The organism is Odoribacter splanchnicus DSM 20712 (assembly GCF_000190535.1).
In the GTDB taxonomy this organism is placed as follows: Bacteria; Bacteroidota; Bacteroidia; order Bacteroidales; family Marinifilaceae; genus Odoribacter; species Odoribacter splanchnicus.
Genome location: NC_015160.1, coordinates 3,639,756 through 3,665,923 on the forward strand (window position 1 = coordinate 3,639,756; position 26,168 = coordinate 3,665,923).

Here is a 26,168-nt window from a genome sequence, read left to right on the forward strand (position 1 = left end):
CCAAAGATAAGCATTGTTTTTTTAATTTCAATCGGAAAAAAGTATAGCGATTGATCAAAACTATGAAAAATTTGTATATTTGAAGTGGTTAAATTTTAAATATGCACTAAGATGATGATCGTATCTCAATTTCGTCAGTTAAATCTTTCTGTTGTGAATGTCCGGACCTATTTGTTTGCGGTCCTTTTTGTCGGAGGAAATATGCTGCTTCCCCAATTGTGCCATTTAATGCCGGATGGAGGTAAAATATTTTTACCGATCTATTTTTTTACTTTGATCGCTTCTTATAAATTCGGTTTGAAAGTGGGTATACTGACTGCTGTATTGTCACCTTTGTGTAATCACCTCTTATTCGGGATGCCGCCGGCAGGGATGTTACCTGTTTTGTTGGTAAAATCTACGTTACTGGCTTTGGTGGGAGCTATTGTAGCCGACAGAAGTCAACGGGTTTCTTTATTGCATGTCGCTGCGGTGGTGGTGGCCTATCAGGTGCTCGGTGGTATAGCCGAATGGTTGATCGCTTCGGATTTGTCTGCTGCATTGCAAGATTTTAAAATCGGATTCCCGGGAATGTTGTTGCAAGTGGTGCTTGGCTGGGTAATCCTGAAAGGGTTGGCTAAATATGAATGTTAAGACTTTTGAGGAAGTAAGACAGCGTTTTCTGGAGATTACTTTCGAAGAACGATTCGATTTGATTGTTGCTGTTGCGAATGGAGGTATTATTCCGGCAGCGATGCTGAATCAGCGTTTGAATCTGGATATGCAGTTGCTGAAATTGCATTTAAGGGATGCCGATCAAAAACAATTGTACGACCGGCCCCGGTTGTTAGAGGAAATCCGGTTCGAGGTAAAAGGGAAAAAAATATTATTGGTAGAGGACCGGGTAAAAACCGGAACAACCTTGAATTATGCCCGACAGTTGTTGCTCGGTGCGGGGGCTGCTGTAGTGAAGACTTTTGCTGTCAATGGGAATGCCGACTATTGCCTGTATAATGAAATGTGTTTTCGTTTTCCATGGCGGACGGATTAAGGAGTTGTTCGTGCGTATGATGGGCCTTATAACTTTACGAACTTTATAAACAGACTTTATGGATCGTCGAGAATTTTTAAAGACACTAGCCTTGACAGGGGCTGCTGTGACAATGAAGTGGGATGGGGTGATGGATATCATGGCACAAAATACTTCTCAGGCCGGGGGATGCGATTTGGTCGCCGTAATGGGTGGTGAACCGGCAGAAATGTTCCGGAAAGCAATCGCTGAATTCGGAGGTATGGGGAAATTTGTCAAAGCCGGACAAAAAGTGGTTGTCAAACCGAATATCGGTTGGGATAAAGTGCCCGAATTGGCAGGAAATACCAATCCTGAATTGGTATCTGAAATTATTAAGCAATGTTTCGATGCCGGTGCAAAGGAGGTGGTTGTGTTCGATCATACTTGCGATGACTGGCGGAAATGTTATAAAAACAGCGGAATCGAAGAGGCTGCCAAAGCGGCCGGTGCTAAGGTGATGCCGGCACATGAGGAATCTTATTACCGGGAAGTGGAACTACCTAAGGCCAAAAGCCTGAAAACAGCTAAAATACATTCGGCTATTTTGGATTGTGATGTGTGGATCAATGTTCCTATTTTGAAAAATCACGGTGGGGCTAAAATGACCATTTCGATGAAAAATCATATGGGGATTGTCTGGGATCGCGGATTTTTCCATCGCAATGATTTGCAGCAATGTATCGCTGATATTTGCACAATCAGTAAGCCGGCGGTATTGAATGTCGTGGATGCTTACCGTCTGATGAAAACCAATGGACCGCGCGGAAAATCAGAAGCCGACGTGGTGCTGGCCAAGGGGTTGTTTATGTCGCCGGATATTGTCGCTGTAGATACGGCAGCTACTAAGTTTTTCAATCAGGTGGAAAAGATGCCTCTGGAGGTGGTTGGACATTTGGCTAAAGGAGAGGAGCTTAAAATCGGTACGATGGACATCAATCGCTTGAAAGTGAAGAGGATTAAGATTTGAAAAAAAGGTAAAAAAGCTAAAAGCAAAAAGCTAAAGGCTAAAAGCAAAAGGCTAAAAGCTAAAGGCTAAAAGCTAAAGGCTAAAAGCAAAAAGCTAAAGGCTAAAAGCAAAAGGCTAAAGGCAAAAGGCTAAAGGTGGGGGATGTTATGCTAAAAAAATTACGTGTTTTGTTTGCGGTAGTCATGGGGGCCGTGATTACCTTTTATTTCCTGGATTTTGCCGGTTTAACTACAGGATGGCCTAATCTGGCACGGATACAGTTTGTCCCGGCCTTATTGGCGGGGAGTTTCGGAATTGTATTGATCCTGCTGGTGGCGACACTATTATTCGGGCGTATTTATTGTTCGGTGATTTGCCCGATGGGTATTTTTCAGGATGTCGTAGCTTGGATAGCGAAGAGAATAAATCGTAAAAAGCATTATCGTTATACCCGTGAAAAACGCGTTTTGCGTTATGGGGTGTTGGGAATAGTGGTGTTGGCTTTTTTACTCGGTGCTACCGTTTTGTTAAGCCTGCTCGATCCATATAGTGCATTTGGACGGATGGGGGTAAATGTTTTCCGGCCTGTTTATTTGGCTGTAAATAATTTGCTGGCCTGGGTATTCAATAGTTTCGGTAATTATACATTTTATCATACCGATATTTATGTATTGAGTATGGCCTCTCTTTTCATCGGGCTCCTGACTTTCTGCGGGATTGGCTGGTTGGCCTGGAAGTATGGCCGTACCTGGTGTAATACTGTCTGTCCGGTAGGAACATTATTGGGTTTCTTATCGCGTTATTCTTTTGGGCGGATACGGATAGAGGCCGATGCCTGTGTTTCATGTGGGCTTTGTGAGCGGCAATGTAAGGCGGGATGTATCGATAGCAAGGCCAAAAAGGTAGATCAGAGCCGTTGTGTGGACTGCTATAATTGTCTGTCGGTTTGCCATAAGCATAGTATAAAATACGGATTGGGGTGGAAGAAAGGGCGGAAGACGCCGGAAAAGCCGGTGGATACTTCTAAGCGGCAGTTTGTGGCTACCGTAGGGGCTTTGTCTTTACTTCTTCCCAACAAAGTGCTGGCTCAGGGAAAGGCTGTCGTTAAAGCCAATAAATCCTGGCAAAGAGAGCATCCGTTGAGCCCTCCCGGTTCTCAAAGTGCAGAGCATTTATTGAAACATTGTACGGCTTGTCATCTTTGTGTCACCAAATGTCCTTCGCGTGTGTTGAAACCTGCCTTTATGGATTATGGTTTAGGGGGGATGATGCAACCGAAAATGGATTTCGGTCATGGTTTTTGTAACTTCGATTGTACGGTATGTTCTGAAGTGTGTCCGAACGGGGCTTTATTGCCGCTTACCAAAGAGGAAAAGCATAAGCTGCAGATGGGACGGGTGGTTTTTGTCCGCGAAAATTGTATCGTCAATACCGACGAGACCAGTTGCGGGGCTTGCTCCGAACATTGTCCTACTCAGGCCGTGACTATGATTCCTTATAAAAATGGCTTGACGATCCCTTCCGTGAATCCCGATATTTGTGTCGGATGCGGGGGATGTGAATATGTCTGCCCGGTACGTCCGTTCCGCGCCATCTATATCGAAGGGAATCCGGTGCATCAGGAAGCTAAACCTTTTCAGGAAGCAGAGAAAAAAGAGGTAATACTCGATGATTTCGGATTCTGATGCAGACCGGGGTGTCTGAAAAGTCAGCGCTTTAACTTTTCAGACATACTTCCGCCCGTTTCAATGCTTCGTGAATGTTACTGCAAATATTTTCTTCGCCGATGGTTCGGGCAAAGGAAGATTTGACCAAAGTTGCACGAACCTGTTCGTTTACTCCGGAGAGGATGACCTGTATTTTTTCTTTCGTAGATAAACGGTAAAGGCTTTCCAGGTTGTGCAGCCCTGTCGTATCCATAAACGGTACTTTGCGCATCCGGATGATACGAATGCGGGGTTTGTCGCCGATGGTTTTCATACATTCGTCGAATTTATTGGCGACACCGAAAAAGAACGGGCCGTCGATTTCATATACTTCGACTCCTTGCGGTACGATCAGTTTTTCTTCTTCATGGTAGATTTCGCCCTCGTTCGACAGATCGAGCTGATCTTTGGCAACCGTGATATGCGTTACTTCGCTCATTCGTTTCATAAAGAGTACCAGGGCCAGTAACAGACCGATTTCTATGGCGATGGTCAGATCGAAAATGACGGTCAATAAGAAAGTAGTCAATAATACAGCGACATCCGATCTGGAGTTTTTCATCAATGATTTGAATGTACGCCATTCGCTCATGTTGTAAGAAACGATAACCAAAACGCCGGCCAGGCAAGCCATCGGAATATGTTTGGTCAAGGGGCCGAGGAACAAGAGTATCAATAATAATACAACGGCATGGATCAAACCGGCTACAGGAGTTTTGCCGCCGTTATTGATATTGGTCATGGTCCGGGCAATTGCTCCGGTGGCTGGAATCCCTCCGAAGAAAGGAACTACGATATTGGCTGCTCCCTGGGCTATTAACTCTGTATTGGAATTGTGTTTATGTCCGGTGACTCCATCTGCTACGGTGGCCGATAATAAAGACTCGATGGCTCCCAGAATGGCGATGGTGAAAGCTGCCGGCAGAAGCTGATTGATGGTTTCGATATTAAACGCTAAGCCGTTGGGAGTCGGCAGGCTGGCATTGATCTCAAAACGGTCGCCGATGGTTTCCAGGCCGGTGATATTCAGGTGATGGCGTAACAGATAACTGATAACGGTCATGACAATGATGGCGATCAACGAACCCGGTATTTTTTTAGAAAACCGGGGAGTGACGATAATGAGCAGGATACTTCCGATTCCTACCCCTAGTGCAATCCAGTTCGTTGTGTCGAAACTGTGGAAATAAGCAATCCATTTGGAGATAAAATCGGCGGGCACTTTGTCCATGGTTAATCCGAACAGATCTTTGATCTGAGTCGTGAAAATGGTAAGTGCAATACCACTGGTAAATCCGACGACGATCGGATAAGGGATAAAGCGGATGATTGTGCCTAGTTTAAATACTCCCATCAAGACCAACATGATTCCGGCCATAACGGTAGCGATCGCCAGACCCTCGATACCGAATTGTTGAATAATACCATAAACGATAACGATAAAGGCCCCAGTCGGTCCTCCGATCTGTACGTTACTCCCTCCCAGGAAGGAAACGATAAATCCTGCGATTATGGCTGTGATCAGACCTTGTTCGGGACTTACCCCCGAAGCAATACCGAAAGCGATGGCTAATGGAAGAGCAACGATTCCGACAATAATTCCGGCCATCAGGTCGGTAAAGAATTTTTCTTTCGAATAATTTTTTAGGGTATCGAATAATACCGGTTGAAAATCAATCCGTTTCATGACTAGCACACTTTTTTATAACAAGCTGCAAAATTATAAAATAAACTTTAAATAAAGAATGTCCGGCGCTAACAAAGTTGACTTTATGATGTAAAAGCCGTTTGATCGCCGGTCAAAGTGAATCATATCAGACGCTTCCCCGGTTGTTATGGCGAAATAAAGAAACCCTATCTTCTCTATATGAAGCGAATCGGCTTTCAGCGGGAAGATAGGGGAATGATTCCGATCGATGAAACGATAGAATCAGTTTGCGTCGATGTAGCTGATGGTGTGAATACGTTTACTGCTTACCTGGTGTTGGCCATCGTAAGTTGTAACGGTGATTTCCCGGATATTGCCTTCGTTGTCTGTCCGGTATTCGAAGACATGTTCGTCATTGTTGTACCCGTCTTTTTCTTTGCTCATCAGGTAAGCACTCCGTTTTCCGAAACAGCCGAAGGCTTTTATGCCTGATTCCTCGAATGCCAGGCAATCCAACCATTCGGTCTGGGATAACAGGTAATTGAAATCGACGTTACTATTATTGGGGATATGGCTGTATTCTATGTTCGTTGTGGCACGTGGCTCATCGGTTTCTCCTGCTTTTACCAGATTACCGTCTACCCAAATAGCCTGGTCTGTCGTTGGTCCGGAATTGCTGACTTCAGTTCTTGAGCTTGAAAAGTATCCGTTTTCATAAGACAGTTCACCCTGATCGATTTCCGGTTTTCCGATTTCGTTATATTCACAGGTCCATGTTTTTACGTTTTGTTCTTCGTCCAGTTTATATATGGTTTTATATTCGAATATCTGATTCTGATCTTCGACTTTTTCCAGACAAGTGATCGTATTGCCGGAATAACTGTAGGAATCACTCCAGTCCAGCATACGTTTATTGTCCGTATAATCGTATTCCTCATAGGTGGAAATCCGGTTGAGTTCATCGTAAGTGAAAAGGCGTTCCGATTTATGGGTCAGATTACCGGAAGAACCGTAATGTGTGTTGGTTATCTCTATTTTACTGACCAACTTCTTGTACTGATCAGGGCGTTCCGGATCGATAGGCGTATTTCCTTCTTCGGTTTGACCTTTTTGTTCGATCGTTACCGTAATACTACTACCACCACAGATAATCCGGATCGTAGCCTTACGGCCGGTTCCTGTATAATTGGGAGATAAGAGAATCTTTACGGTTACTGTTCCGGCTTCACCACTGGGTGGGTCGAGGGTGATCCAGTTCGAAGTATCTGTAGCCTTCGTAGCCGAATTGTAATTTATTTCAGTCTTCCAGGCTTCTTGTGCAGTGAAAGTAATGCCTCTTTCCGAGGCGTTTGCATAGGCACTTTGGTTCAGCTGATCTTTTGAAATGCTGATGCTGTCCGAAGAATTATCATCGTTGCAGGATAGGAAAATAATACTCAGACAGAGGGTGAATAAGGATAGGTAATGTTTCATTGCCGTAGAATTATTCATAAATGATTTCACATTCCAGTTTTTCTTCTGCATCGGTCTTGCCCTGCGCGGACTCCCATTTGCTGTAGATTTGGACCACATATCCTTTAGAATCGGTTACATAGCGATAAGTAGTCGTGCCATTGTCTTTATTCCACCGGTCTCCCGAAGTAGTTACTTTTTTTATGAACCGGGCAGGAACATTACCGTTATAACCAAATAAAGTCAGATCTTCACCCGCCAGTTCTTCCGGGTAATATTGTAGTTTTATTACCGATGGTAATGGCCGGATTTCATCCAGGTCGTAATATTCGAATTCCGAGGTGATGATATCGTTGGAAACATTGTCTTCCGGATAGTAATGCATGGTTTTCACCACTCCGTTTTGCCAGATATAAGTGGTGACAGTCGAATCGAGAACTTCGACGGTTGCTCCTGTATTTCCTTCCTGATCGACACTTCCCATCGTAATCGTATATCTTTCGATATATTTGGTCATATTGCCTTCTGAGTCGTAGTACCAGGTGTCACAATCGAAATTGTCGGTTTCCGCCCTTGCTTTGCCGATACGGCCTTCGGATAGCGAATAGGTTGTTGTTCCTGTCGTATAACTGTCGTTGTAAGCTTGGGTTTTCTTGACGATCCGGTCTTCTGAGTAAGTCAGAGTCGTCACGTATTCTGTTTTTTTCTGACCGGAGATTTCTTTATACAGTGAGTATTCTTGTACACGTCCTTGTTCATCGTAGGTAAATACGATGTGATTCGGTTCGCCGTCGGTGGAAGTAATGATTTCAGAGATTTTACGTACTCCATCGGCCGGAGAATCTTCATCCGGCACCTCTCCGTTTTCAGTTTCTCCTTTTTGTTCGATGATGACCGTGATCGTCGTACCTCCGCAAATGATGTGGATCGTCGCTTTTCGGTCAGTACCGGTGTAATTGGTGGATAAGGCGAGTTTAATGGTGATTTCGCCTGCTTCGCCACTGGCTGGATCGAGACTTACCCATTTTTCTACGGTTTCCGTTGCTTTTGTTGCTGTGTAGTCGACTTCGGTATGCCAGGCTTCTGTCGCTTCGAACCGGATGGTTTTTTCTGTATCGTCGGCGTAAGCTGTCTGGTTTTGCTGATCTTTGTCGATGACAATAGAAGAGGGACCTCCGTTATCGTCATGGCAAGCTGCCATAAATAATGAGGCCAGCAGAAATAAATGGAATAAAATTTTTTTCATGATGTTTGAGTTACTATCTAACTCCGGGATAGTGATTCGTTAATATAAAGAAAGTGTGGAGTTATCGGTTTATTGTGCTGAAGGTTCTGGTAAACCTGTAAACAAATAAACAATACCCCACACTTGACAGTATTACGTGATTTGACGCAATAACGTGCAAGTGATGAGTGTTTTGTATTGCTTCTCCTTGTTTACTTTAAATTTACCAGATTTTCAGCACAGGATAAAAGCGAAACACTTTCATCGAAATATGTAAGTCCCCGAAGAGACCCTACAAAAATAATGAAAAGTTTGCTAAACAAACACTTCCGGGGTATTGTTTTTATCTGAATGCTCAAGTGCGCGCTTGGCTAAAGCCTGTTTTTCCCGGAATTGTGAAATAAGACAGGTATAACGGTTCGTATTGATGCGGCTACCTGCTTCAAAAATAAATAATTGACCGATGACCTCTTCCAATGAAGCAATCATTTGTTGTAAAACAAGACGGGAGGCTTTAGGGTGATCGAGCGCCTGATCGATTCTGAATGAAGCGTAGCGTCCTTGTTCGACGGTCGCTTCCAGTTTAGAGGTTGCATTTTCTATTCGTTTCCGGTACATTCGGCTAATGGCTGCCAGGGCTGTATTGTCGAGCCATACTTTTCCGCGACATACCGAAGCGGCTAATTCATAACGACTTTTTGAATTCATAACATTTTGGATTTTATAGTTAAACATTTTATTTTGAAAAACACAACATGTCAAAGAACTGTTCGGACATACTTTACCCTCTTTAGCGGATAATCCGAATTAAAATGTTGTTTTTCAAATGTTTAACATCCAAAGATGTTACGTTCGTCGTTTCATAACTCTTTTTTTGAATACACCCGATACAGGCAAAAAAATCTCCAGGCACTCCTTCTGTGCTTAGTAGATCGGCTTTTTACGCATATAGATGTGATTTTCGTTGCAAATGTAAGTATTATTTTGGAATTTTGAAAACAGATCTTGCTTTTTATTTTCTTACCGGATAACTTGCTTTATAAGAACCTGCTCTTGCGGGGAGAATTTGAACGCTTTCTGCTTTCTACTTTTTACTTTTTTTGTAATTTTGTAGCCTTAAATCAATGACTACAATTATATGAGCGGATTTTTTGGTTGCGTATCACGCAAAGAGTGCGTTGCCGATGTTTTCTACGGCACCGATTACCATTCACATCTGGGAACGAAGAAAGCCGGTATGGCTTTTTATAACGGAGAGGATTTTGTCCGGTCGATTCACAGTATAGAAAGTGCTTATTTCCGGAATAAGTTCGAGCCGGAATTGGGACGTTTCATTGGTTCTTACCTGGGGATCGGGGTGATCAGCGATATGGAGTCGCAGCCGATAACGGTAACTTCGCATTTGGGGCGTTTTGCCGTAGTGACGGTAGGGCGAATCGATAATCTGGAAGAGATATCCGCTCAGTTGTTGAAGGAAAAGATTCACTTTGCCGAAATGTCCGGGTCGGCCATCAACCCGACCGAAGTAGTCAGTATTCTGATCAACAAAGGAGAGACATTCAAGGAAGGTATAGAGAACGTTTACCGTATGGTCAAGGGGTCTTGTTCTTTTTTAATTCTGACAGACAGTTGTATTTATGCTGCCCGTGATAAGTTCGGCCGTACTCCCATCATTATCGGTAAGAATGAATTCGGTTATGTTGTGGCCAGTGAAAGCTCTTCGTTTACCAATTTAGGCTATAATATAGTCCGTGATCTGGGACCGCATGAAGCGATACGGGTTTCGAAAGACGGGATTACACCGATTATTGCTGCCGGTTGCAGGAAACAGATATGTTCTTTTTTGTGGGTTTATTATGGCTATCCTTCTGCTTATTACGAAGGGATCAATGTAGAAGATGCCCGTTACCGTTGTGGGGCTGCTATGGCGAAACGTGATGAATTGACTCTTGATTTTGCTGCCGGAATTCCGGACTCGGGTGTGGGACATGCTATCGGATATTCCAACGAGAAGGGGATTCCTTATAAAAGACCTTTTGTGAAATATACACCGACCTGGCCGCGGAGTTTTATGCCGCAAAATCAAAATATGCGTGATTTGGTCGCTAAGATGAAGTTGTTACCGAACGAGGCGTTTACGCGGGATGCCCGGATCGTTTTTTTGGACGATTCTATCGTTCGGGGTACCCAGTTGAAAGACAATGTCGTGAAATTGCGTGAATGCGGAGTGAAAGAGGTACATATCCGGATCGCCTGTCCTCCTTTGATCTACCCCTGTTGTTTTCTTAATTTCTCCACTTCCCGTTCGACCTTTGACTTATTTGCCCGCCGTGTCATCCGCGACCTGGAAGGAACTTCCGAACTGACGGACGAAATACTGAAACCTTATTCGGATCCGGATTCAGAGAAATATAAGGAGATGGTGAGGGTGATGTGCCAGCATCTCCAGTTGGATTCTCTGCAATTCCAACGCTTGGACGATCTCGTGAAAGCGATCGGTTTACCTAAAGAACAGCTCTGTACACATTGCTGGGATAATTCCAGTTATATGGAATAAACTTGTCGTGGAGACGAAAGTTTTTATTATTTGAATAGATATCTATTTTATTTAATCTGTCTACTGAACCCCGAAAGTTTTTCATTTAACTTTCGGGGAAGTTTTTTTCCTAAATTTTTCGTGATTTTCAGGGTATATTTTTTTTGTTTTCTTATTTTCAATATTTTTGTTTAGGTTAATTAAGGTAAGATGCTAGAAAAACAGGCTGAGGATTTTCGGAAAATGCGTTCCGGTGACATGAAGGCTTTCGAACGTTTGTTTGTGAGTCTGTATCCGGGATTGTGTAATATTGCCAACCATTACCTTAATAATGAAATGTTGAGTAAGGATGTTGCTCAGGATGCTTTTATCAAATGGTGGAATAAACGGGAAGATTTCAGAGATTTTGCAGCTGTGAAATCTTTTTTATATATTACTATCAGAAATCAGTGCCTGAACTATATCCGGGACCATCGGAAAGAGGTGGATCTGGCCGGGAGGTTTTCGGAAGAAACAGATGCCGATTTCGATTTGATGGTGATTGAAGAGGAAGCTATTGAAGCGCTTTATTCGGCTATCGATCGTCTTCCGGCACAATCTGCCCGGATTATGCGTTTGGTTGTAAAAGGAGATAAAAATCAAGAGATCGCCGATCAGTTAGGAATTTCGGTCAATTCTGTAAAAACCCTGAAATACAATGCTTTGAATATCCTTCGGAAAGAATTGACAGGATCGTTATTGTTATTACTTGCCTGGTTTGAGGTACAAGGATAAACCATTTTTTTTCAAAAAAAATTATTTTTCATTCATCTTTTTTATCAGCTGTGTGTTTTATATACAAATTTGATAAGCGATGAAAGATTTGTCTGCGTATTATGAGATAGCACGTTTGATTACGGCTGAATTGTCAGAAACAATTACGCCGGAGGAAAAGGGGAGACTTAATGTGTGGTTGGCGGAGGATGAACGCCACTATATGAGATATTGCCGGATACGTGAGCGTTTGAAAAGAGGTGAGGGAGAGAATGTATTCCGGAATCCGGAACGTGTCCGGGAGGATATGGAAAAACTGAAAAAGAAATTGTCCGGAAATAAACGGCGTTTCCTTTTGTCCGGAAATTATTTTTGGCGGTATGGCGCTGTTGCGGTTTTTACGATCGGGATCGCTATAGGACTGATCGAAAGGCCGTGGGAAGATCGGAGTAGTGAAATGTCGCCGATGGCGCAACAGCCGGCTGTCCTGCCTGGATCGTATAAGGCCGTGTTGACATTGGCTAGTGGCGAACAGGTGAACCTGGAGGAATGGTGCAGGGATTCGCTTTGGAAAGATGGGACATTGATCCGAAAGAGAAAAGGGGAACTGACATATGAACAAAAGGCCGGGGATATGCAGCAGGAGGAAATGCTTTTCAATACGATTACTATTCCGCGGAGTGGAGAATATAAGCTGGTATTATCCGATGGTACGAAAGTCTGGTTGAATTCGGCTTCGAAATTGAAATATCCGGTAGCATTTACAGGCGGACAACGAAAGGTTTTTCTGGAGGGAGAAGCTTATTTTGAAGTAGCTGCCGATACAGTACATCCTTTTCTGGTGGAGACATCGGGAATGAGCGTGACCGTATTGGGAACCGGATTTAATGTGATGGCTTATCCGGAGGAGATGGAGGCGGCAGTAACTTTAGTGCATGGAAAGGTCGGGGTGCAGACGGACCATCGGCAACAGATCTTACAACCTGATGAACAATATGTTTATCAGACGACTACCCGGCGGGGAACGGTTAGAAAGGTAGATGTGTCGCAGTATGTCGACTGGAAAGATGGAATCCTGAATTTTGATTCGATGCCTTTGGAAGAACTCACTCGCAGGCTGGGCCGTTGGTACGATGTGGATTTCTTTTTTGTTGCTGAAGAACTGAAAACTTTGAAATATTCCGGTGCTTTTAAGAAATATAATGATATACGTTATGTTTTGAATATTATAGAAGAGATTACGAATGTTCAATTTGTTTTGAACGAGAGGACTATTGTAGTAAATAGAAAATAAAAAATCGGTGCGTGTTGGAAGCGCGCACCGACAAATCTTCCCCTTGGGGAAATAAATTTAATAATTAATTTACAAATTTATGAAAAAAAGTGCGAATTGGTGGCTTGCTCTGCCAAAAAACAAGCCGCGTAAATTATTTTGGGTGATGAAATTACCCTTTTTGATGTGTGTCTTTTTTGCGACTTCAGTCTCGGCAGAGGTTTGGGCACAGCAACGGTTGACTATGCGGTTGGGTGAAACCGGACTAAAAGAGGTATTTAAAGAAATCCAGCGTCAGACAAATAAGGCGGTCGTGTATAATGACGATCAGTTGACTTTGAGTAAGAAAGTAAAAGCAAATTTTACCGATGTAGAACTGGAAGAGATATTGAAACAAGTGTTGCAAGGCCAGGGGATGTCGTATAAATTCATGGACGATTATATTATACTGGTAAAACAGCCAGCAACACCGCAGCATGTCGAAGAAGTAACGGTAAAAGGCAAGGTGACTGATAAGGAAGGAATGCCTTTACCGGGAGTAACTATCGTATTGAAAGGCACGACGATAGGTACCGCCTCCGATGTCGATGGGAATTTTTCCTTAAATATTCCGAAAGCGGGAATGGTGTTACAATTTTCTTATGTCGGAATGAAAAATAAAGAATTAACTGTTCAGGGGAACGGGGAGTTCAATATAGTTATGGAATATGATCAAAGCGATCTGGATGAGGTGGTGGTGATCGGTTACGGTACGGCTACGAAAAAAGATTTGACCGGAGCAGTAGCCCGTTTTGACTCTAAAATTATCGAGGAGTCTACTGCAACGAATATTGCCCATATGATGCAGGGACAGGTGGCCGGTTTGAGTATCCTGAATGGCGACGGTTCGCCGGGTAGCGCTGCCCGGCTGGAAATTCGGGGTGTACCTTCCCTGACAGGAGCTTTGGCTCCGTTGATTGTCGTGGACAATGTGCCTATGCCTTCGGATTTCGATATTAATGAATTGAATCCCGATGATGTACAGAGTATCGATATTTTGAAGGGGGCTTCTTCAGCAGCGATATATGGGTCCCGGGGAGCTGCCGGAGTCATTATGATTACGATGAAAGCCGGACAAAGAAATCAGAAACCGATTATTAATTATAGTTATGATTACAGTGCTACCCGTCTGGTATCGGATGTAAATACGCTGAATGCTGACGAGTACAAGATGTTGTTTTTGGAGGCGATCACAAATTCCGCTAAAGCCGATGGGTTTGAGGATGTAAATCTGTATCCGATGTATCAGAAGGTCACGGCTCCCGGATATTTCGGTGAAGAAGATACTCCCTGGATGAAACATATCATGCGTAATGGCTCTACTCAGCAACATCGGCTCTCCATCCGGGGTGGAAGCCAGGATTTCGGATATTATGCTTCTTTTGGATATGCTAACGAAGAAGGAATGGTAAAAGCTACTGATTTTCAGAGATATACTTATACATTGGGTTTTGATGCCGATATCAATAAATGGATAAAAGCGAATGCAAAATTCTCCGGTACTACTTCTGACCGGCATGTGAACGGCGCTTCTTTGTCAACAGCAGCTGCAGCACGACCGGATATACCGGCTTATAATGAAGATGGGTCCTTGTATTTGCATCCTTATATTTCCGGAGGGAAGGTGTATTATGTTAAGAATCCGATTATTGAGATGACGGAAAATACGACGACTTATAGTCAGGATAATTTCAGATTGACGGGGAACCTTGAATTTCAGATTCTGCCGGAATTGAAACTTTTGACCCAGTATACGTATCAACGCCGGAAAGGAGAAGAGAGTTCTTATGCTTCCAGTAATACCCAAGAGGGTAGTGGTTATTGGGGAGATCAGAAAGGTGTCGGACGCTGGGCATATTCTGCCGGGCAAACCATGGAGTTCGAAGGCCGGTTGACTTACAACAAGACTTTTAATGAGAAACACAGCCTGAACGCTTTAGGGGCCATCGTATATAATAAGGACCGGCAGAATAATACCTATTTTAAGTTACGGGATTTCCCGGACGATGAGGTACAGAATGGAATCTGGCAAGGCAGTGATTTGGTGGATTATGGAGGGAAAGGTGGTTCAGCTGTCGGTTCGGTGATGTTTTCTTATATTGCCCGTGCCGAGTATAAGTTTATGAACCGTTACTTGTTGACAGGTACTTTCCGTGCCGATGGTTCTTCCCGGTTTGCCCCTAAATATCGTTGGGGTAAATTCCCGTCAGTGGCTGCGGCCTGGATTGTGTCGGAAGAAGATTTTCTGCGGGAATCGAATATTTTCACTTTCCTGAAACTGAGAGGAGGATGGGGTAAAACCGGAAATGCTTATGTCGGTGAGTATGGCTGGAGAACACTTTATGAAAATGCGGACTATGAGAATCAGCCTGCCACCCGGCCTTCACAAATCGGGAATGACCGTTTGAAATGGGAAGCTACCGAACAGGTCGATCTGGCACTTGATTTTGGATTCTTACCCAACCAGCGGATTTCCGGAACTTTAGGTTTTTATAAAAAGAAAACGGATGGTTTGTTGTATGCTTATACTATGGCGTTGAGTACAGGCCTGGAGACTACACAGATTAATTTTGCCAATATCGAGAATAAAGGTATCGAATTTGAAATAAAAGCTAATATTATTGATAATAAGGATTGGAATTGGTTCGTTGGCTTTAATATCGGGAAGAATAAAAATAAAATTACGGATATCGATGCCGAATATGTTTCTTATCCTGGGAGCAGTTATCTGGGAAATACAGTGATTCAGGAAGGCAAGAGCTTGGGTTTGATCTACGGGTATAAGACAGATGGTATTTTTCAGACACAGGAGGAAGTGAACCGTTATGAGGCTTTGAATCCGGATCAACCTTACCAGGAGGCTTACGGACGGAAAACGATGCCCGGCGATTTGAAATATGTAGATTTGTCTGGAGATGGGTATGTAAATAAAGTCTCCGGTTCCACTGAAGATAAAACGGTGATCGGTTGTTCCCGGCCCGATTTTGAGGGAGGATTTGCTACCCGTTTGTCCTGGAAAGGATTGAAATTAAGTGTTCAGGGAACATTTAGCCATGGTGCGCAGAAAATCTGGATGGGAGAAGCCAATATGTTCAATATGGCGGAGAATCAAAATACACAGAGCACAGCGTTGAAAAGGTGGACACCCGAGAATCCTTCGAATAAATATCCGAGCATCAGGTATAATTTTTATTATAATGACTTTGGAGATAATGCGGTATACGATGCTTCTTATGTGAAAATACAGAATATAAATCTTGAATACAGCCTGCCGCGGCACTGGGTGGATAAAACCAGGATTTTCGGTAATGTCAGCATATTTGCCTCTGCAAATAATGTGTATACCTTTACTTCTTATCCGGGTCCTTCTCCGGAGTCTTTCAGTACGGATGCGATCGAAGGCGCTTCTGTCGATAACGATATGTATCCGACAACGCGAACATTTAATTTCGGAGTAAAAGTAACTATTAAATAAGCATGATTATGAATAAGATATATAGCAGTTTGTCGTTGATACTTTTGCTGCTGACATTAGGAAGTTGTGACAGTATGTTCGATAATGAAATTCCGCCTCATGATTTGGTGGGAGATAATGCGATTACCAATGAATCTTCGGCAAAGGTCGCTTTGAATGGGGTATACTCCTACCTGGAGGGATGGGGAACATGGAGTGCCTATTACATTTGTGATAATGAATTCCGTACAGGATTGTTAGATCCTACAGCTTTTTATCGTTCAAAAACGGAAGGGGAACAATTACCCCGTTTGCAGGTATTGGATGATAATTCTGATGCGGAGAATCCCTGGAAGAGTGGTTATAAGATTGTGAATTCGGCCAATAATTTCATCTATTATACCGATCGTTTACCGGAAAGTGCTTTCGGGCCGAACCGTAAGACGGAAATGTTGGCCGAAGCCCGTTTCCTGAGGGGCTTCGCGCATGCTTTTTTGTTACGGAAATACGGATATTTCTGGGATCTCGACAGCCGGTTAGGGACGATTATACGCCTGGAACCTTCTTCGCTTTCCAACAACAATCAGGCAAGAGCTACAGTCAAAGAATCTTATGAAAAGATTTTTGAAGATTTGGACTATGCCATAAAATATGCTCCGGCATTTTATTCCAGGTACCGTGTGTGTGCTACTTTCGCGAAAGCTTTTAAAGCCGACTTACTGATGAACCGGGGGGCTGATGGCGATTATAGCGAAGCCATCCGTTTGGCAAATGAAGTGATCGGTAGTGCGGAGTTTGGAATGGAGGATACTTATGCTGATATTTTTCAGCATGGATATGACTCGAAAGAGTTATTGTTTACCCGTTTCATGAAGAATCCTCCTGCGATGGATGATAATGTGGGGAGTTTGTTTAAAATGTTCGGTGGCGGGACTTATCAACCGTCGAGTGCGTATCTTGCGGTTTTTCCGGAAGAGGATCCCCGGTATGAAGTGACTTTCGATTCTCTGGAATTTACTAATCTGAACGGGGAAAAATATAAAAGACAAATCTGGAAGAAGCATTATGTATCCACCGGCGACTGTCCGATGTATTATATGCGTGTAGCTCAGATGTACCTGATCAAGGCGGAAGCGATGTTACGGACCGACAGTCCTGTGAAAGACGTGGTGGATGTCCTGAATATTGTCCGTAACCGGGCAGGAGCTACGCCGTTGAAAGCATCGGATTATCCGGACCGGGAAAGTCTGATGAATGAAATCTTCAATGAAAATCTCCGGGAAATCGGTATGGAGAATGGAGCCTTGTACTATCTTGCCGTGCGGATGAGAGTCGGAGGCAAACGGCTGTTGAAAACCTGGAACGATAATTATGAAAAAGACGATCAGCTTTGTTTCCCGATACCGCGTGCTGAGTTTGAGCATAATACCAGTGTAGAACAAAAACCACTTTAATCGATTAAAGTATAGAATTATGAAAAAGATATATTTATTATTGTTACCGGTTTTGTTTTTATGGGGAAGCTGTTCTATGGATGATGTATTGGAATCCAATGGGGAGCTGAACCTTACCGTCATAGAAACCAATAATCCTATTAAAGCCGAACCGGGAGAAACAGTTGTATTTCAGTTTGTCGCTTCAACCAGTAAAGGAGAATTGAGCCGGATCGAGATTACCTCGGAAGATGGAATCCGGCCTGTCGTGGAAGACGTTACTTTTGCTATGGTGGATGAAGATAAAGCATTATCCTTGGATAGTGAAGGCTATTTTTCCCGGGAGATATCTACCGTATTGGTGAAATATCCGTTGATTATGCCGGATGACGAATCGCTGCGTGGTAAAAGTCTGGGCATAAAACTGAAAGTTACCCGGAATGACGGAACCACAAAAGTGTTGGATCAGAAATTTGAGATGATCAGGTACATCAATAACCGCCATGGCATAACAATGACTGGAAAGAACGTGGCATGGCTGTATAATCCGACAGAAGATGTGGTTTATGATATGGCCGATTATAAAGCTCATTTGAGTGAGATCGATGTCATATTGTATGTTGACAACGATTCTAAATATTATTGTTTGAATCCGGCAGCATCAGAGACAGAAGATATTATGCACGGGCTGGGATATACCGATTATAAAGCTTCTGAAATGAATACAACGAAGTTTATGGGAGGAATAACTTTGAACTTTATGTTGATAACGGAAAAAGAGTTATCCGGGCTGGTGATATCGGACGGAGTAGATAAGTTGACTATGGCGAATAATGCTACGTGTGGATTTGTGACAGAAAGTGGCCGTAAAGGTTTTGCCAAACATTTGTATAAAAACCCGAGTCGTGTATTCCTAACGAAAATGCAGATCGGCAATAATGAATGACAAGCATGTTATGAAACCCTCATGTACATTTGTATACCAGAGAAAATGACGCTGGAATGAGGGTTTCATACAACCACTTTCAGACTATTCGTATATTTTTCTTCCTTTTTTAATTCTTTTTCTACCTCGATAGGTGTAATATTGACTATTTTTGAGCAGAATAAATTGGCATTTAATATTATAATTTATGAAAAAACTGTTATTGTGTCTAGGCTTATGCCTTTCTATGACAACGTTTGCTCAAAAGAAGGAATGGCTCGATCCGGAGTTGAATGCGATCAACCGTGCACCGGCAAGGGCGGATTATTTTGCTTATCCTTCCAGGGAAATGGCTGAGCAAGGAGTAAGAGAAGAATCATCCAATTTTCTATCGTTGAACGGGATGTGGAAGTTTAACTGGGTAAAGGATCAAACCGAACGGCCTGTAAACTTTTATCGGTTGGATTTCGAGGATCAATATTGGGTGGACTTCCCGGTGCCCGGAATCTGGGAAATGAATGGATACGGAGATCCCTTATACCGTAATTCGGGTTATGCCTGGTCGAATCAGTTTACACCTGATCCTCCGAAAATAGAAACGGTGAATAATCATGTGGGCTCTTATCGAAAAACCGTTGAAATTCCTGCTTCATGGAAAGGACAGCAGGTGTTTCTGCATGTAGGCTCTGCCACTTCGAACTTATATGTATGGGTGAATGGAAAATTTGTCGGTTATAGCGAAGATAGTAAGCTGGCAGCCGAATTCGATATAACCGGTTATGTACGGCCGGGAAAGAACCTGATCGCGATGCAGGTATATCGTTGGTGTGACGGGAGTTATCTTGAAGATCAGGACTTTTGGCGTTTATCCGGAATTGCCCGGGGAGCTTGGTTGTATGCCCGGAATCCGTTACATCTGAAGGATATTTTTATCACTCCCGATTTGGATGAGGCGTATCGTGACGGATCTTTGAATGTCGTGGCCCAAGTGTCCCGGAACAGCGGGACAGTGGAACTCGAATTGAAAGATAAAGCAGGAAATATCGTAGAAAAAACGAGTGTCAAGCCCGATGGAAAAGGAATTGTGCGTACCGAAATGGCTGTGAAAAATCCGGCAAAATGGAGTGCTGAAGAGCCTAATCTGTATACTTTGTTGCTGACTTTAAAAAATAATGCCGGAAAAGTGCTGGAAGTTGTTCCGCAACGGGTCGGATTCCGGAAAATCGAACTGAAGAAAGAATTGGGGCAGGTATGGGTCAATGGGCAGCCGGTCTTGTTTAAAGGAGCCGACCGCCATGAATTGGATCCTTTGACCGGATATCAGGTATCCCGGGAGAGAATGATCGAGGATATACGGGTGATGAAGGAGAATAATCTGAATGCCGTGCGGACGTGTCATTATCCGGACGATCCCGAATGGTATAACCTTTGTGACGAATATGGGTTGTATGTCGTGTGTGAAGCCAATATCGAATCTCATGGAATGGGGTATGGCGAACGGACACTGGCCAAGGAACCGGCTTATGCCAAGGCTCACCTCGAAAGAAATCAGCGGATGGTGGAGACTTTTAAAAATCATCCTTCGATTATTTTCTGGTCGTTGGGAAATGAAGCCGGTGACGGACCGAACTTTGTGGCTTGTTACGACTGGATCAAACAGAGAGATGGCAGCCGTCCTGTACAATATGAACAGGCAGGACGCAGAGCCCATACGGATATTGTTTGTCCGATGTATGCCGACCTGAATTGGATGGAAAATTTCGCTAAGAGTGGGGATTCACGACCACTGATTCAGTGTGAATATGCGCATGCCATGGGAAATTCTTTGGGCGGTTTTAAAGAATATTGGGATTTGATCCGGAAATACCCGAATTTGCAGGGCGGTTTTATCTGGGATTTTGTAGATCAGGGACTTCGGAAGTATACGGCAGACGGCGCAATGATTTATGCTTACGGGGGAGATTACAACCGCTACGATGCTTCGGATAAGAATTTTAACTGCAACGGTTTGATCAGTCCGGACCGGGTGCCGAATCCCCATATGTATGAAGTGCGGAAAATGTATCAGTCGATATGGACTACACCGGCAGCTCTTAGGAAAGGAATCGTAAATGTGTATAATGAGAATTTCTTTACCGATCTTTCGGACTATTACCTGGAGTGGCAATTGTTGCAGAATGGAGAGCCGGTGAGACAGGGGGTTGTGATGGATTTGCAGATCGCCCCGCAACAGACACAATCGGTCGTATTGGGGTATAAAGAAACGGATCTTCCTGCTGAAGGTGAAATTCTGCTGAATGTGACCTATCGCCTGAAACAAGCCCGGCAATTACTTCCGGCAGGTTATGCGGTTGCGGAAGAACAATTGGAGATTGCCCCTTATCCTTTGTTTCAGGTTGAATTGGCCGAAACCGGGCAAAAGGCTTCTCTGTATGAAGATTTGGTACATGCTGTCGTGAGTGCCGGAGAAGTACAGGTGACTTTTGGAAAATGGTCCGGTTGGATAGAGGGGATCAGTCTGAATGGGTATGAGATGATCGAATATGGATATGCTTTACGGCCCAATTTCTGGCGGGCTCCGACAGATAATGATTTCGGGGCGAATCTTCACCGCCGCTTTGTGGATTGGAAGAATCCCGGATTGAAATTGAAGAGCTTTAAGGCAGAGGAACAAGGCAATCGGGTTCAGGTGGTGACCACTTATGAATTACCCCGATTGGCAGCTGTATTGACCATGACTTATCTTATCGGTGGAAATGGGGAGATTCGGATCAGTGAACAGCTTGCTGTCGACAAGGAGAAGAAAGATATGCCCCACCTGTTCCGTTTCGGTATGCAACTGGTGATGCCGGGCAGATTCGACCGGATCGATTATTATGGCCGGGGACCTGTTGAGAATTATGACGACCGGAATGAGAGTCAGCGTTTGGGCCGTTACCGTCAGTTGGTGAAAGATCAGTATTATCCTTATATCCGTCCGCAGGAATCCGGTACGAAATCGGATATCCGTTGGTGGAAACTGACCGATATCGATGGACGTGGTTTGGCTATTCGTTCGGATGTTCCTTTCTCAGCCTCTGCTTTGAATTATTTACCGGAAGACCTGGATGACGGTTGGGACAAAGATCAGCGGCATTCCGGAGAATTGAAACCACGTGGATTGACCACCTTGTCTTTTGACCTGAAACAAATGGGATTGGGATGTATCAATAGCTGGGGTGCCTGGCCGTTACAACCTTATCTGTTGCCTTATCAGGACTATACTTTCCAGGTGGTGATTACGCCGATTCGGAAATACTGAACTCAAAAATAGGATTTTGTTGTTTAGGAACTTTCAGTTTACCCGACAGTCGGGTAAACTGAAAGTTCTGTTAAAAGAATCCTTAAGCCTTGATTCGAATTTAGGCAGTGATATACATATTACAGGTATAAATCTACGATTTTATTCCGGATTCCTAAGGTTATTTTCCTTTTACTTCCGGTTTTCTTTGACGACGACGATGAAGACTGCTATAATAATGAGTAGCATGCCTAAAATACCGCCTATCGTTGAAGTCTCATGGAAAACAACTATACCGATAAAAACAGCGGTCAACGGTTCCATCGCTCCGAAGATCGAAGTTAATGTGGGACCGATATGCTTGATTGCTTTGACTAAGGCCATATTGGAAATAGCGGTTGCCGGTAAAGCCAGGCCTAGAATATAAAGCCATACCTTTCCTTGGGTTTCTAACCGGATGCCTTCTGTAAGGTACCCGCCGATAATGAAAAACAACGCCCCTAATCCCATGACATAACAAGTGAGTACGGTGGAGTTGATCGCTACAGCCCGTGTTTTCCGGACTCCGATGATATAACCTCCGTAAGAGAAAATAGAGATGCAGGCACAAATAATACCTACCGTCACGTTGGCGTTATAACCTGCTATATTGCCTGAAGATAAGAGGATTGCTCCGAGAATGGATAGGAGTACTGCCGAAATGACCCAGCCGGATTTTTTCTCATGGTAGAAAAAAATCATGGCCAGCGCTACAGCTAAAGGATACATAAAATGAATTGTCGAAGCTACACCGCTGGCAATATTCTGATAGGCGATCACCAGGCTGAATGAGGTCGTTGCCCGAAACAGGCTTAACAAAAAGACGACCCCGAAATCCTTTTTACTTAACCGGAAATTACACCCGGCCAATAGGCCGAATCCGATCAGGCAAAGGGAAGCGATCCCTCAACGGTAGGTCAATACTTCAAAAGATGAATAGCCGAAGCTTAGTAGGGTCAGCGTAAAAAAAGGGGCCAGTCCGAAAGTCGAAGAGGAGACGATAGCATATAGGATACCTTTAATTCTGTTCATGAACGTATGAATTTTTCAGTTGCGCAAAGATAAGGCTTTGAGTGAAAATCAGAAAAGGGTGAGATCGGTTTTCAGACTTTTCATTTCCCGTTCTTTGATGGTATCATCGGTACTGAATTATCCGGTTAGTTAGGGGAACGAGGATCGTGGCACCGGATATGGTTTAAAAGTTTTTGCATTGCCTGTGCGGCATAATGCCGATCCCTCCCTGGGAGGGATCGGTGGATTAATATTTATTTTCACTTTCTTCTAATTCCTGCTTGTCGATGGCTTTCCGGGTCATCGTCCGCCAGGCATACCAGATATAGGCGATTACTACAGGTATGATAATAGATACGTAGGACATCGCTTTCAGGGTATATAAGGACGAAGAAGCGTTGTAAATAGTCAGTGAGGAATCAGGATCGACATATGAGGGATAAAAGGCGGTTTGGTTGAAACCTGCCAGAATCAGCAGAGCGATAACGGTCAATACCGTTCCGGCTCCTGCAAACCAGATTCCTTTCGTCCATCGGGGAAATATCCAGTTTCGGATGATGCCGTAGAGTACTCCTGCTACTCCGATAATGAATATCAAGGCATTCAGCGGCATTTCTATCAGGTTATAAAAATATTTATAGGGTACTAATGCAATGTTTCCTTCCGGGGTGATTGCATACCCTTCACCGGCAAAAATAAAACCGATAAACAACAGGAAAAAGAGAACGAACGGTACGGCATTGAATTTCACTTGCCGGTGGCTGCGTATGCGGATGTTCGGATCATCGATAGTAAGAATAAAATAAAGGGCTGCTAATGTCCGTGCCAGGAAGAAAACGGCTAAAGCCAGGAAATAGTTGGTGATGACGAACAAGGCATCCAGACCGCGCCAGGGTGTCATCCATTCGACATCATGCATTACACCCAGACGGAAAGGGGAACCTGTAAAGAAAGTAGCTACAGCGGCTCCCAACAAAAGAGGCGCAGCGAATCCGTTGATCATCAGGAATACTTCGTAAGTCCGACTGCCCAGAAAATTGTTTTTTTTATTCCGGTATTCATAAGATACCGCTTGCAAGACAAAACAAAAGAGGATCAGCATCCAAACGACATAGGCTCCTCCGAAACTGGTTGAGTAGAATAGGGGAAAACTGGCGAAGAAAGCTCCGCCGAATACCACTAATGTGGTAAACGTATATTCCCATTTATGTCCCAGGGTATTGACGATCAAATCCCGTTCGTCTTTATTTTTTCCTATGGTATAAAGAAGACTTTGTCCTCCTTGTACAAACAATAAGAATACCAGTAAACCTCCTAATATACAGATCAAGATCCACCAGTAATGTTGTAATATATTTAAATCCATAATCCATTATTATTTATCGTTTGTGAGGACTATAACTTTTCAGGCCGTTATGGTTTCCTCATTTTTCATTTTTTACTCTTTTACCCCTTTCCTGATCTGGGTGAACATGATTCCGATCTCGGCAATCAATAATAAGGTGAACAAAATGGCGAACATCCAGAAGGTGGTGACAACCCAACCCGAAGCGATGCGGGTGATGGCCACATTCGTGGGCATCAGGTTTTGTACCACCCAAGGTTGACGTCCTACTTCAGCTACGATCCATCCGCATTGCGAAGCGATATATGCCAACGGAACACACGCGATAGCCAGATAGGGGATGAACTTGAATTTTTCGAATTTTCTTTTCTTGGCATACCACCAGGAGCAGATAAACAACAAAACGAATAGCATGCCCAGACCTACCATCAGCCGGAAACTATAGAATACCAGAGGAACAGGAGGGATCGTGTCGTAAGGCGAACTGAGATAGCCGTAACCGAAATCCCGGAAGTTGGCCCGTAGTGTCTGTAAAGATTGGCTAGCCAGCGCATCGTCTTTGTCTTTAACAGCTTGTTTGTACGTTTTCAGTGCATCTATCGCCAGACGGCCGTTGGCCATGCGTTGCTCTATAGAAGGATATACTTTTCCGTCTTCGGAGGTGTAGCCGTCCATGATATTTTGGATACCGGGCACATAGGCATCGAAGTCATGATACCCCAGGAAGGATAAAAGTTTAGGAATGGTAATACCGTATTTTACCGTTTTCATACGTTCGGACGGTAATTGAGGATCGGTGCAAGTCAAGCCGATCAAGGTAAACGGGGCTCCTTTCCCTCCTTCGTTGAGTCCCTCCATAGCAGCCAGTTTCATCGGTTGGGTACGGGTAACATCCTGGGCACTGGTGTCGCCTGTGAAGATCGTAGCGATGATACTCAGGAAGCCGAAAACGGAGGCCAGCAGGATACTCTTCCGGGCAAATTCGAAATGTCTTTTTTTCAGAATAAACCAGGCACTTACTCCAACGACAAAACAAGCCGAAAGCGTATAAGCCGAGGTGACGGTATGGAAGAATTTACTCATGGCTGTCGGTGAGAGTAGTACCGCCCAGAAATCCGACATTTCGTTGCGGGCTGTCATCGGGTTGAATTCCATGCCTACCGGGTTTTGCATCCACGCATTCGCTACCAGGATCCACAAAGCGGAAATGTTGGAACCGATGAATACCATCCAGGTGGAAACCAGATGAAAACGACGGCTTACCCTGTTCCAGCCGAAGAACATGACGGCGAAGAAAGTGGCTTCGAGAAAGAAAGCGAACAAACCTTCGATGGCCAGAGGAGCTCCGAAAATATCCCCGACAAACCAGGAATAATTCGACCAGTTGGAACCGAATTGGAATTCCAATATCAGCCCCGTAGCTATACCGATGGCGAAGTTGATTGCAAAAAGCTTCATCCAGAATTTGGTGGCATTCAACCACTCGGCCTTACCGGTCCTGACCCACATGGTTTCCATAATAGCCAGTAGAAAGGATAACCCCAGAGTGAGAGGTACGAACATGTAATGGTAAATGGCGGTCATCGCAAATTGCCAGCGTGACCATTCGACCAAAGTTGTAGTGGTTAATTCTGATATCATAAGCTAAGGTTTGGTAATTAATTCGTTGAGTACATGATTACTTTTTTCCTGTTCCGTCGTATAGGTCGTATTGAGATAATTCGGCATGAGCAGGAATTTAAATACCACAAACAGGACCAATAGTTTGGCCACAACTATTGCGATCAATATTTTTCCCCATTTGGGTAAATGGCTGAAACCATCATAATAGATATGCCAAAGGCGTATGAACATGTTTTTAAACGGTTTGTTTCGATCTAAAATTAACGTATTAAAGATATAAAGGTTTTTAAAAATAACCTAATCTTCTTCGCTCTTTTTCTGAATCTTTAAAAAAAAAATCGGTTTAGAGGGGGCAGAGGCTTATAAAGTTTATCGTGTTCAAAGAGTTTTTGGGTGTTTAAGTTGGTGGATCCGTGGAGATATTATGGA

At 43.7% G+C, this 26,168-nt stretch carries 18 protein-coding genes and 1 pseudogene; 11 read left to right on the forward strand and 8 right to left on the reverse strand.

The window, feature by feature from the left end; all coding sequences use genetic code 11:
* Nucleotides 1-111 precede the first annotated feature (111 nt).
* The 4 genes from ODOSP_RS15420 (at nt 112) to ODOSP_RS15435 (ending at nt 3,682) form a co-directional block, all read left to right on the forward strand.
* Nucleotides 112-633, forward strand: coding sequence for a hypothetical protein (locus ODOSP_RS15420; protein WP_013613226.1), 522 nt, complete (start codon nt 112-114; stop codon nt 631-633).
* A complete protein-coding gene (locus tag ODOSP_RS15425) occupies nt 623-1,030 on the forward strand; it encodes a phosphoribosyltransferase (RefSeq protein WP_013613227.1) in 408 nt (135 codons plus the stop codon). Before ODOSP_RS15420 ends, ODOSP_RS15425 begins: the two co-directional genes overlap by 11 nt.
* A 58-nt stretch (nt 1,031-1,088) precedes the next feature.
* Complete coding sequence (locus tag ODOSP_RS15430) at nt 1,089-2,018, forward strand: DUF362 domain-containing protein (RefSeq protein ID WP_013613228.1); 930 nt, start codon at nt 1,089-1,091, stop codon at nt 2,016-2,018.
* A gap of 146 nt (nt 2,019-2,164) precedes the next feature.
* Nucleotides 2,165-3,682 carry a 4Fe-4S dicluster domain-containing protein gene (locus ODOSP_RS15435; RefSeq protein ID WP_013613229.1) on the forward strand — a complete coding sequence of 506 codons (1,518 nt, stop codon included), beginning with the start codon at nt 2,165-2,167 and terminating at the stop codon, nt 3,680-3,682.
* 31 nt (nt 3,683-3,713) lie between these two features.
* Here ODOSP_RS15435 and ODOSP_RS15440 read toward each other — a convergent pair whose 3' ends face one another.
* The 4 genes from ODOSP_RS15440 to ODOSP_RS15455 form a co-directional block, all read right to left on the reverse strand.
* Nucleotides 3,714-5,390 carry a SulP family inorganic anion transporter gene (locus tag ODOSP_RS15440; RefSeq protein ID WP_013613230.1) on the reverse strand — a complete coding sequence of 559 codons (1,677 nt, stop codon included), beginning with the start codon at nt 5,388-5,390 and terminating at the stop codon, nt 3,714-3,716.
* 243 nt (nt 5,391-5,633) lie between these two features.
* On the reverse strand, nt 5,634-6,824 hold the full coding sequence (locus ODOSP_RS15445; protein ID WP_013613231.1) for a BACON domain-containing protein: 1,191 nt from the start codon (nt 6,822-6,824) through the stop codon (nt 5,634-5,636).
* Nucleotides 6,825-6,834: 10 nt separating this feature from the next.
* Nucleotides 6,835-8,049: a BACON domain-containing protein gene (locus ODOSP_RS15450; RefSeq protein WP_013613232.1), complete on the reverse strand. Its 1,215-nt coding sequence runs from the start codon at nt 8,047-8,049 to the stop codon at nt 6,835-6,837.
* Nucleotides 8,050-8,343: 294 nt separating this feature from the next.
* The gene (locus ODOSP_RS15455; RefSeq protein WP_013613233.1) at nt 8,344-8,736 is read right to left on the reverse strand and encodes a hypothetical protein; all 393 of its coding nucleotides are present in this window, start codon (nt 8,734-8,736) and stop codon (nt 8,344-8,346) included.
* A gap of 430 nt (nt 8,737-9,166) precedes the next feature.
* Between ODOSP_RS15455 and ODOSP_RS15460 the strand changes: the two genes are divergently transcribed.
* The 7 genes from ODOSP_RS15460 to ODOSP_RS15490 all read left to right on the forward strand — a co-directional run bounded on the left by ODOSP_RS15460 (nt 9,167) and on the right by ODOSP_RS15490 (nt 21,742).
* Nucleotides 9,167-10,585 carry an amidophosphoribosyltransferase gene (locus tag ODOSP_RS15460; RefSeq protein WP_013613234.1) on the forward strand — a complete coding sequence of 473 codons (1,419 nt, stop codon included), beginning with the start codon at nt 9,167-9,169 and terminating at the stop codon, nt 10,583-10,585.
* Between the two features lie 189 nt (nt 10,586-10,774).
* Nucleotides 10,775-11,338, forward strand: a complete 564-nt coding sequence (locus tag ODOSP_RS15465; RefSeq protein WP_013613235.1) for an RNA polymerase sigma-70 factor — start codon at nt 10,775-10,777, stop codon at nt 11,336-11,338.
* Between the two features lie 79 nt (nt 11,339-11,417).
* Complete coding sequence (locus tag ODOSP_RS15470) at nt 11,418-12,611, forward strand: FecR family protein (protein WP_013613236.1); 1,194 nt, start codon at nt 11,418-11,420, stop codon at nt 12,609-12,611.
* A 79-nt stretch (nt 12,612-12,690) separates the two neighbouring features.
* Nucleotides 12,691-16,104: a TonB-dependent receptor gene (locus ODOSP_RS15475; RefSeq protein WP_013613237.1), complete on the forward strand. Its 3,414-nt coding sequence runs from the start codon at nt 12,691-12,693 to the stop codon at nt 16,102-16,104.
* 8 nt (nt 16,105-16,112) lie between these two features.
* Nucleotides 16,113-17,537, forward strand: a complete 1,425-nt coding sequence (locus tag ODOSP_RS15480; RefSeq protein WP_013613238.1) for a RagB/SusD family nutrient uptake outer membrane protein — start codon at nt 16,113-16,115, stop codon at nt 17,535-17,537.
* A 19-nt stretch (nt 17,538-17,556) separates the two neighbouring features.
* Nucleotides 17,557-18,462 (forward strand): hypothetical protein, encoded by a 906-nt coding sequence (locus tag ODOSP_RS15485; RefSeq protein WP_013613239.1) that lies wholly within the window; start codon nt 17,557-17,559, stop codon nt 18,460-18,462.
* A gap of 187 nt (nt 18,463-18,649) precedes the next feature.
* Nucleotides 18,650-21,742 carry a glycoside hydrolase family 2 TIM barrel-domain containing protein gene (locus ODOSP_RS15490; RefSeq protein WP_013613240.1) on the forward strand — a complete coding sequence of 1,031 codons (3,093 nt, stop codon included), beginning with the start codon at nt 18,650-18,652 and terminating at the stop codon, nt 21,740-21,742.
* 171 nt (nt 21,743-21,913) lie between these two features.
* Here the strand turns inward: ODOSP_RS15490 and ODOSP_RS15495 are convergent.
* From ODOSP_RS15495 to ODOSP_RS15510, 4 genes and pseudogenes are all read right to left on the reverse strand, one after another.
* Nucleotides 21,914-22,792, reverse strand: a pseudogene (locus ODOSP_RS15495) (DMT family transporter).
* A gap of 226 nt (nt 22,793-23,018) precedes the next feature.
* A complete protein-coding gene (gene cydB, locus ODOSP_RS15500; RefSeq protein ID WP_013613241.1) occupies nt 23,019-24,137 on the reverse strand; it encodes a cytochrome d ubiquinol oxidase subunit II in 1,119 nt (372 codons plus the stop codon).
* Nucleotides 24,138-24,209: 72 nt separating this feature from the next.
* Nucleotides 24,210-25,757 (reverse strand): cytochrome ubiquinol oxidase subunit I, encoded by a 1,548-nt coding sequence (locus ODOSP_RS15505; protein WP_013613242.1) that lies wholly within the window; start codon nt 25,755-25,757, stop codon nt 24,210-24,212.
* A 3-nt stretch (nt 25,758-25,760) separates the two neighbouring features.
* On the reverse strand, nt 25,761-25,970 hold the full coding sequence (locus ODOSP_RS15510; RefSeq protein WP_013613243.1) for a DUF4492 domain-containing protein: 210 nt from the start codon (nt 25,968-25,970) through the stop codon (nt 25,761-25,763).
* Nucleotides 25,971-26,168 lie beyond the last annotated feature (198 nt).

Coding starts and splice junctions, on each gene's coding strand:
- ODOSP_RS15420 (WP_013613226.1), top strand. CDS start 112: ATGATGATCGTATCTCAATTTCGTCAGTTAAATCTTTCTGTTGTGAAT.
- ODOSP_RS15425 (WP_013613227.1), top strand. CDS start 623: ATGAATGTTAAGACTTTTGAGGAAGTAAGACAGCGTTTTCTGGAGATT.
- ODOSP_RS15430 (WP_013613228.1), top strand. CDS start 1,089: ATGGATCGTCGAGAATTTTTAAAGACACTAGCCTTGACAGGGGCTGCT.
- ODOSP_RS15435 (WP_013613229.1), top strand. CDS start 2,165: ATGCTAAAAAAATTACGTGTTTTGTTTGCGGTAGTCATGGGGGCCGTG.
- ODOSP_RS15440 (WP_013613230.1), bottom strand. CDS start 5,390: ATGAAACGGATTGATTTTCAACCGGTATTATTCGATACCCTAAAAAAT.
- ODOSP_RS15445 (WP_013613231.1), bottom strand. CDS start 6,824: ATGAAACATTACCTATCCTTATTCACCCTCTGTCTGAGTATTATTTTC.
- ODOSP_RS15450 (WP_013613232.1), bottom strand. CDS start 8,049: ATGAAAAAAATTTTATTCCATTTATTTCTGCTGGCCTCATTATTTATG.
- ODOSP_RS15455 (WP_013613233.1), bottom strand. CDS start 8,736: ATGAATTCAAAAAGTCGTTATGAATTAGCCGCTTCGGTATGTCGCGGA.
- ODOSP_RS15460 (WP_013613234.1), top strand. CDS start 9,167: ATGAGCGGATTTTTTGGTTGCGTATCACGCAAAGAGTGCGTTGCCGAT.
- ODOSP_RS15465 (WP_013613235.1), top strand. CDS start 10,775: ATGCTAGAAAAACAGGCTGAGGATTTTCGGAAAATGCGTTCCGGTGAC.
- ODOSP_RS15470 (WP_013613236.1), top strand. CDS start 11,418: ATGAAAGATTTGTCTGCGTATTATGAGATAGCACGTTTGATTACGGCT.
- ODOSP_RS15475 (WP_013613237.1), top strand. CDS start 12,691: ATGAAAAAAAGTGCGAATTGGTGGCTTGCTCTGCCAAAAAACAAGCCG.
- ODOSP_RS15480 (WP_013613238.1), top strand. CDS start 16,113: ATGAATAAGATATATAGCAGTTTGTCGTTGATACTTTTGCTGCTGACA.
- ODOSP_RS15485 (WP_013613239.1), top strand. CDS start 17,557: ATGAAAAAGATATATTTATTATTGTTACCGGTTTTGTTTTTATGGGGA.
- ODOSP_RS15490 (WP_013613240.1), top strand. CDS start 18,650: ATGAAAAAACTGTTATTGTGTCTAGGCTTATGCCTTTCTATGACAACG.
- cydB (WP_013613241.1), bottom strand. CDS start 24,137: ATGGATTTAAATATATTACAACATTACTGGTGGATCTTGATCTGTATA.
- ODOSP_RS15505 (WP_013613242.1), bottom strand. CDS start 25,757: ATGATATCAGAATTAACCACTACAACTTTGGTCGAATGGTCACGCTGG.
- ODOSP_RS15510 (WP_013613243.1), bottom strand. CDS start 25,970: ATGTTCATACGCCTTTGGCATATCTATTATGATGGTTTCAGCCATTTA.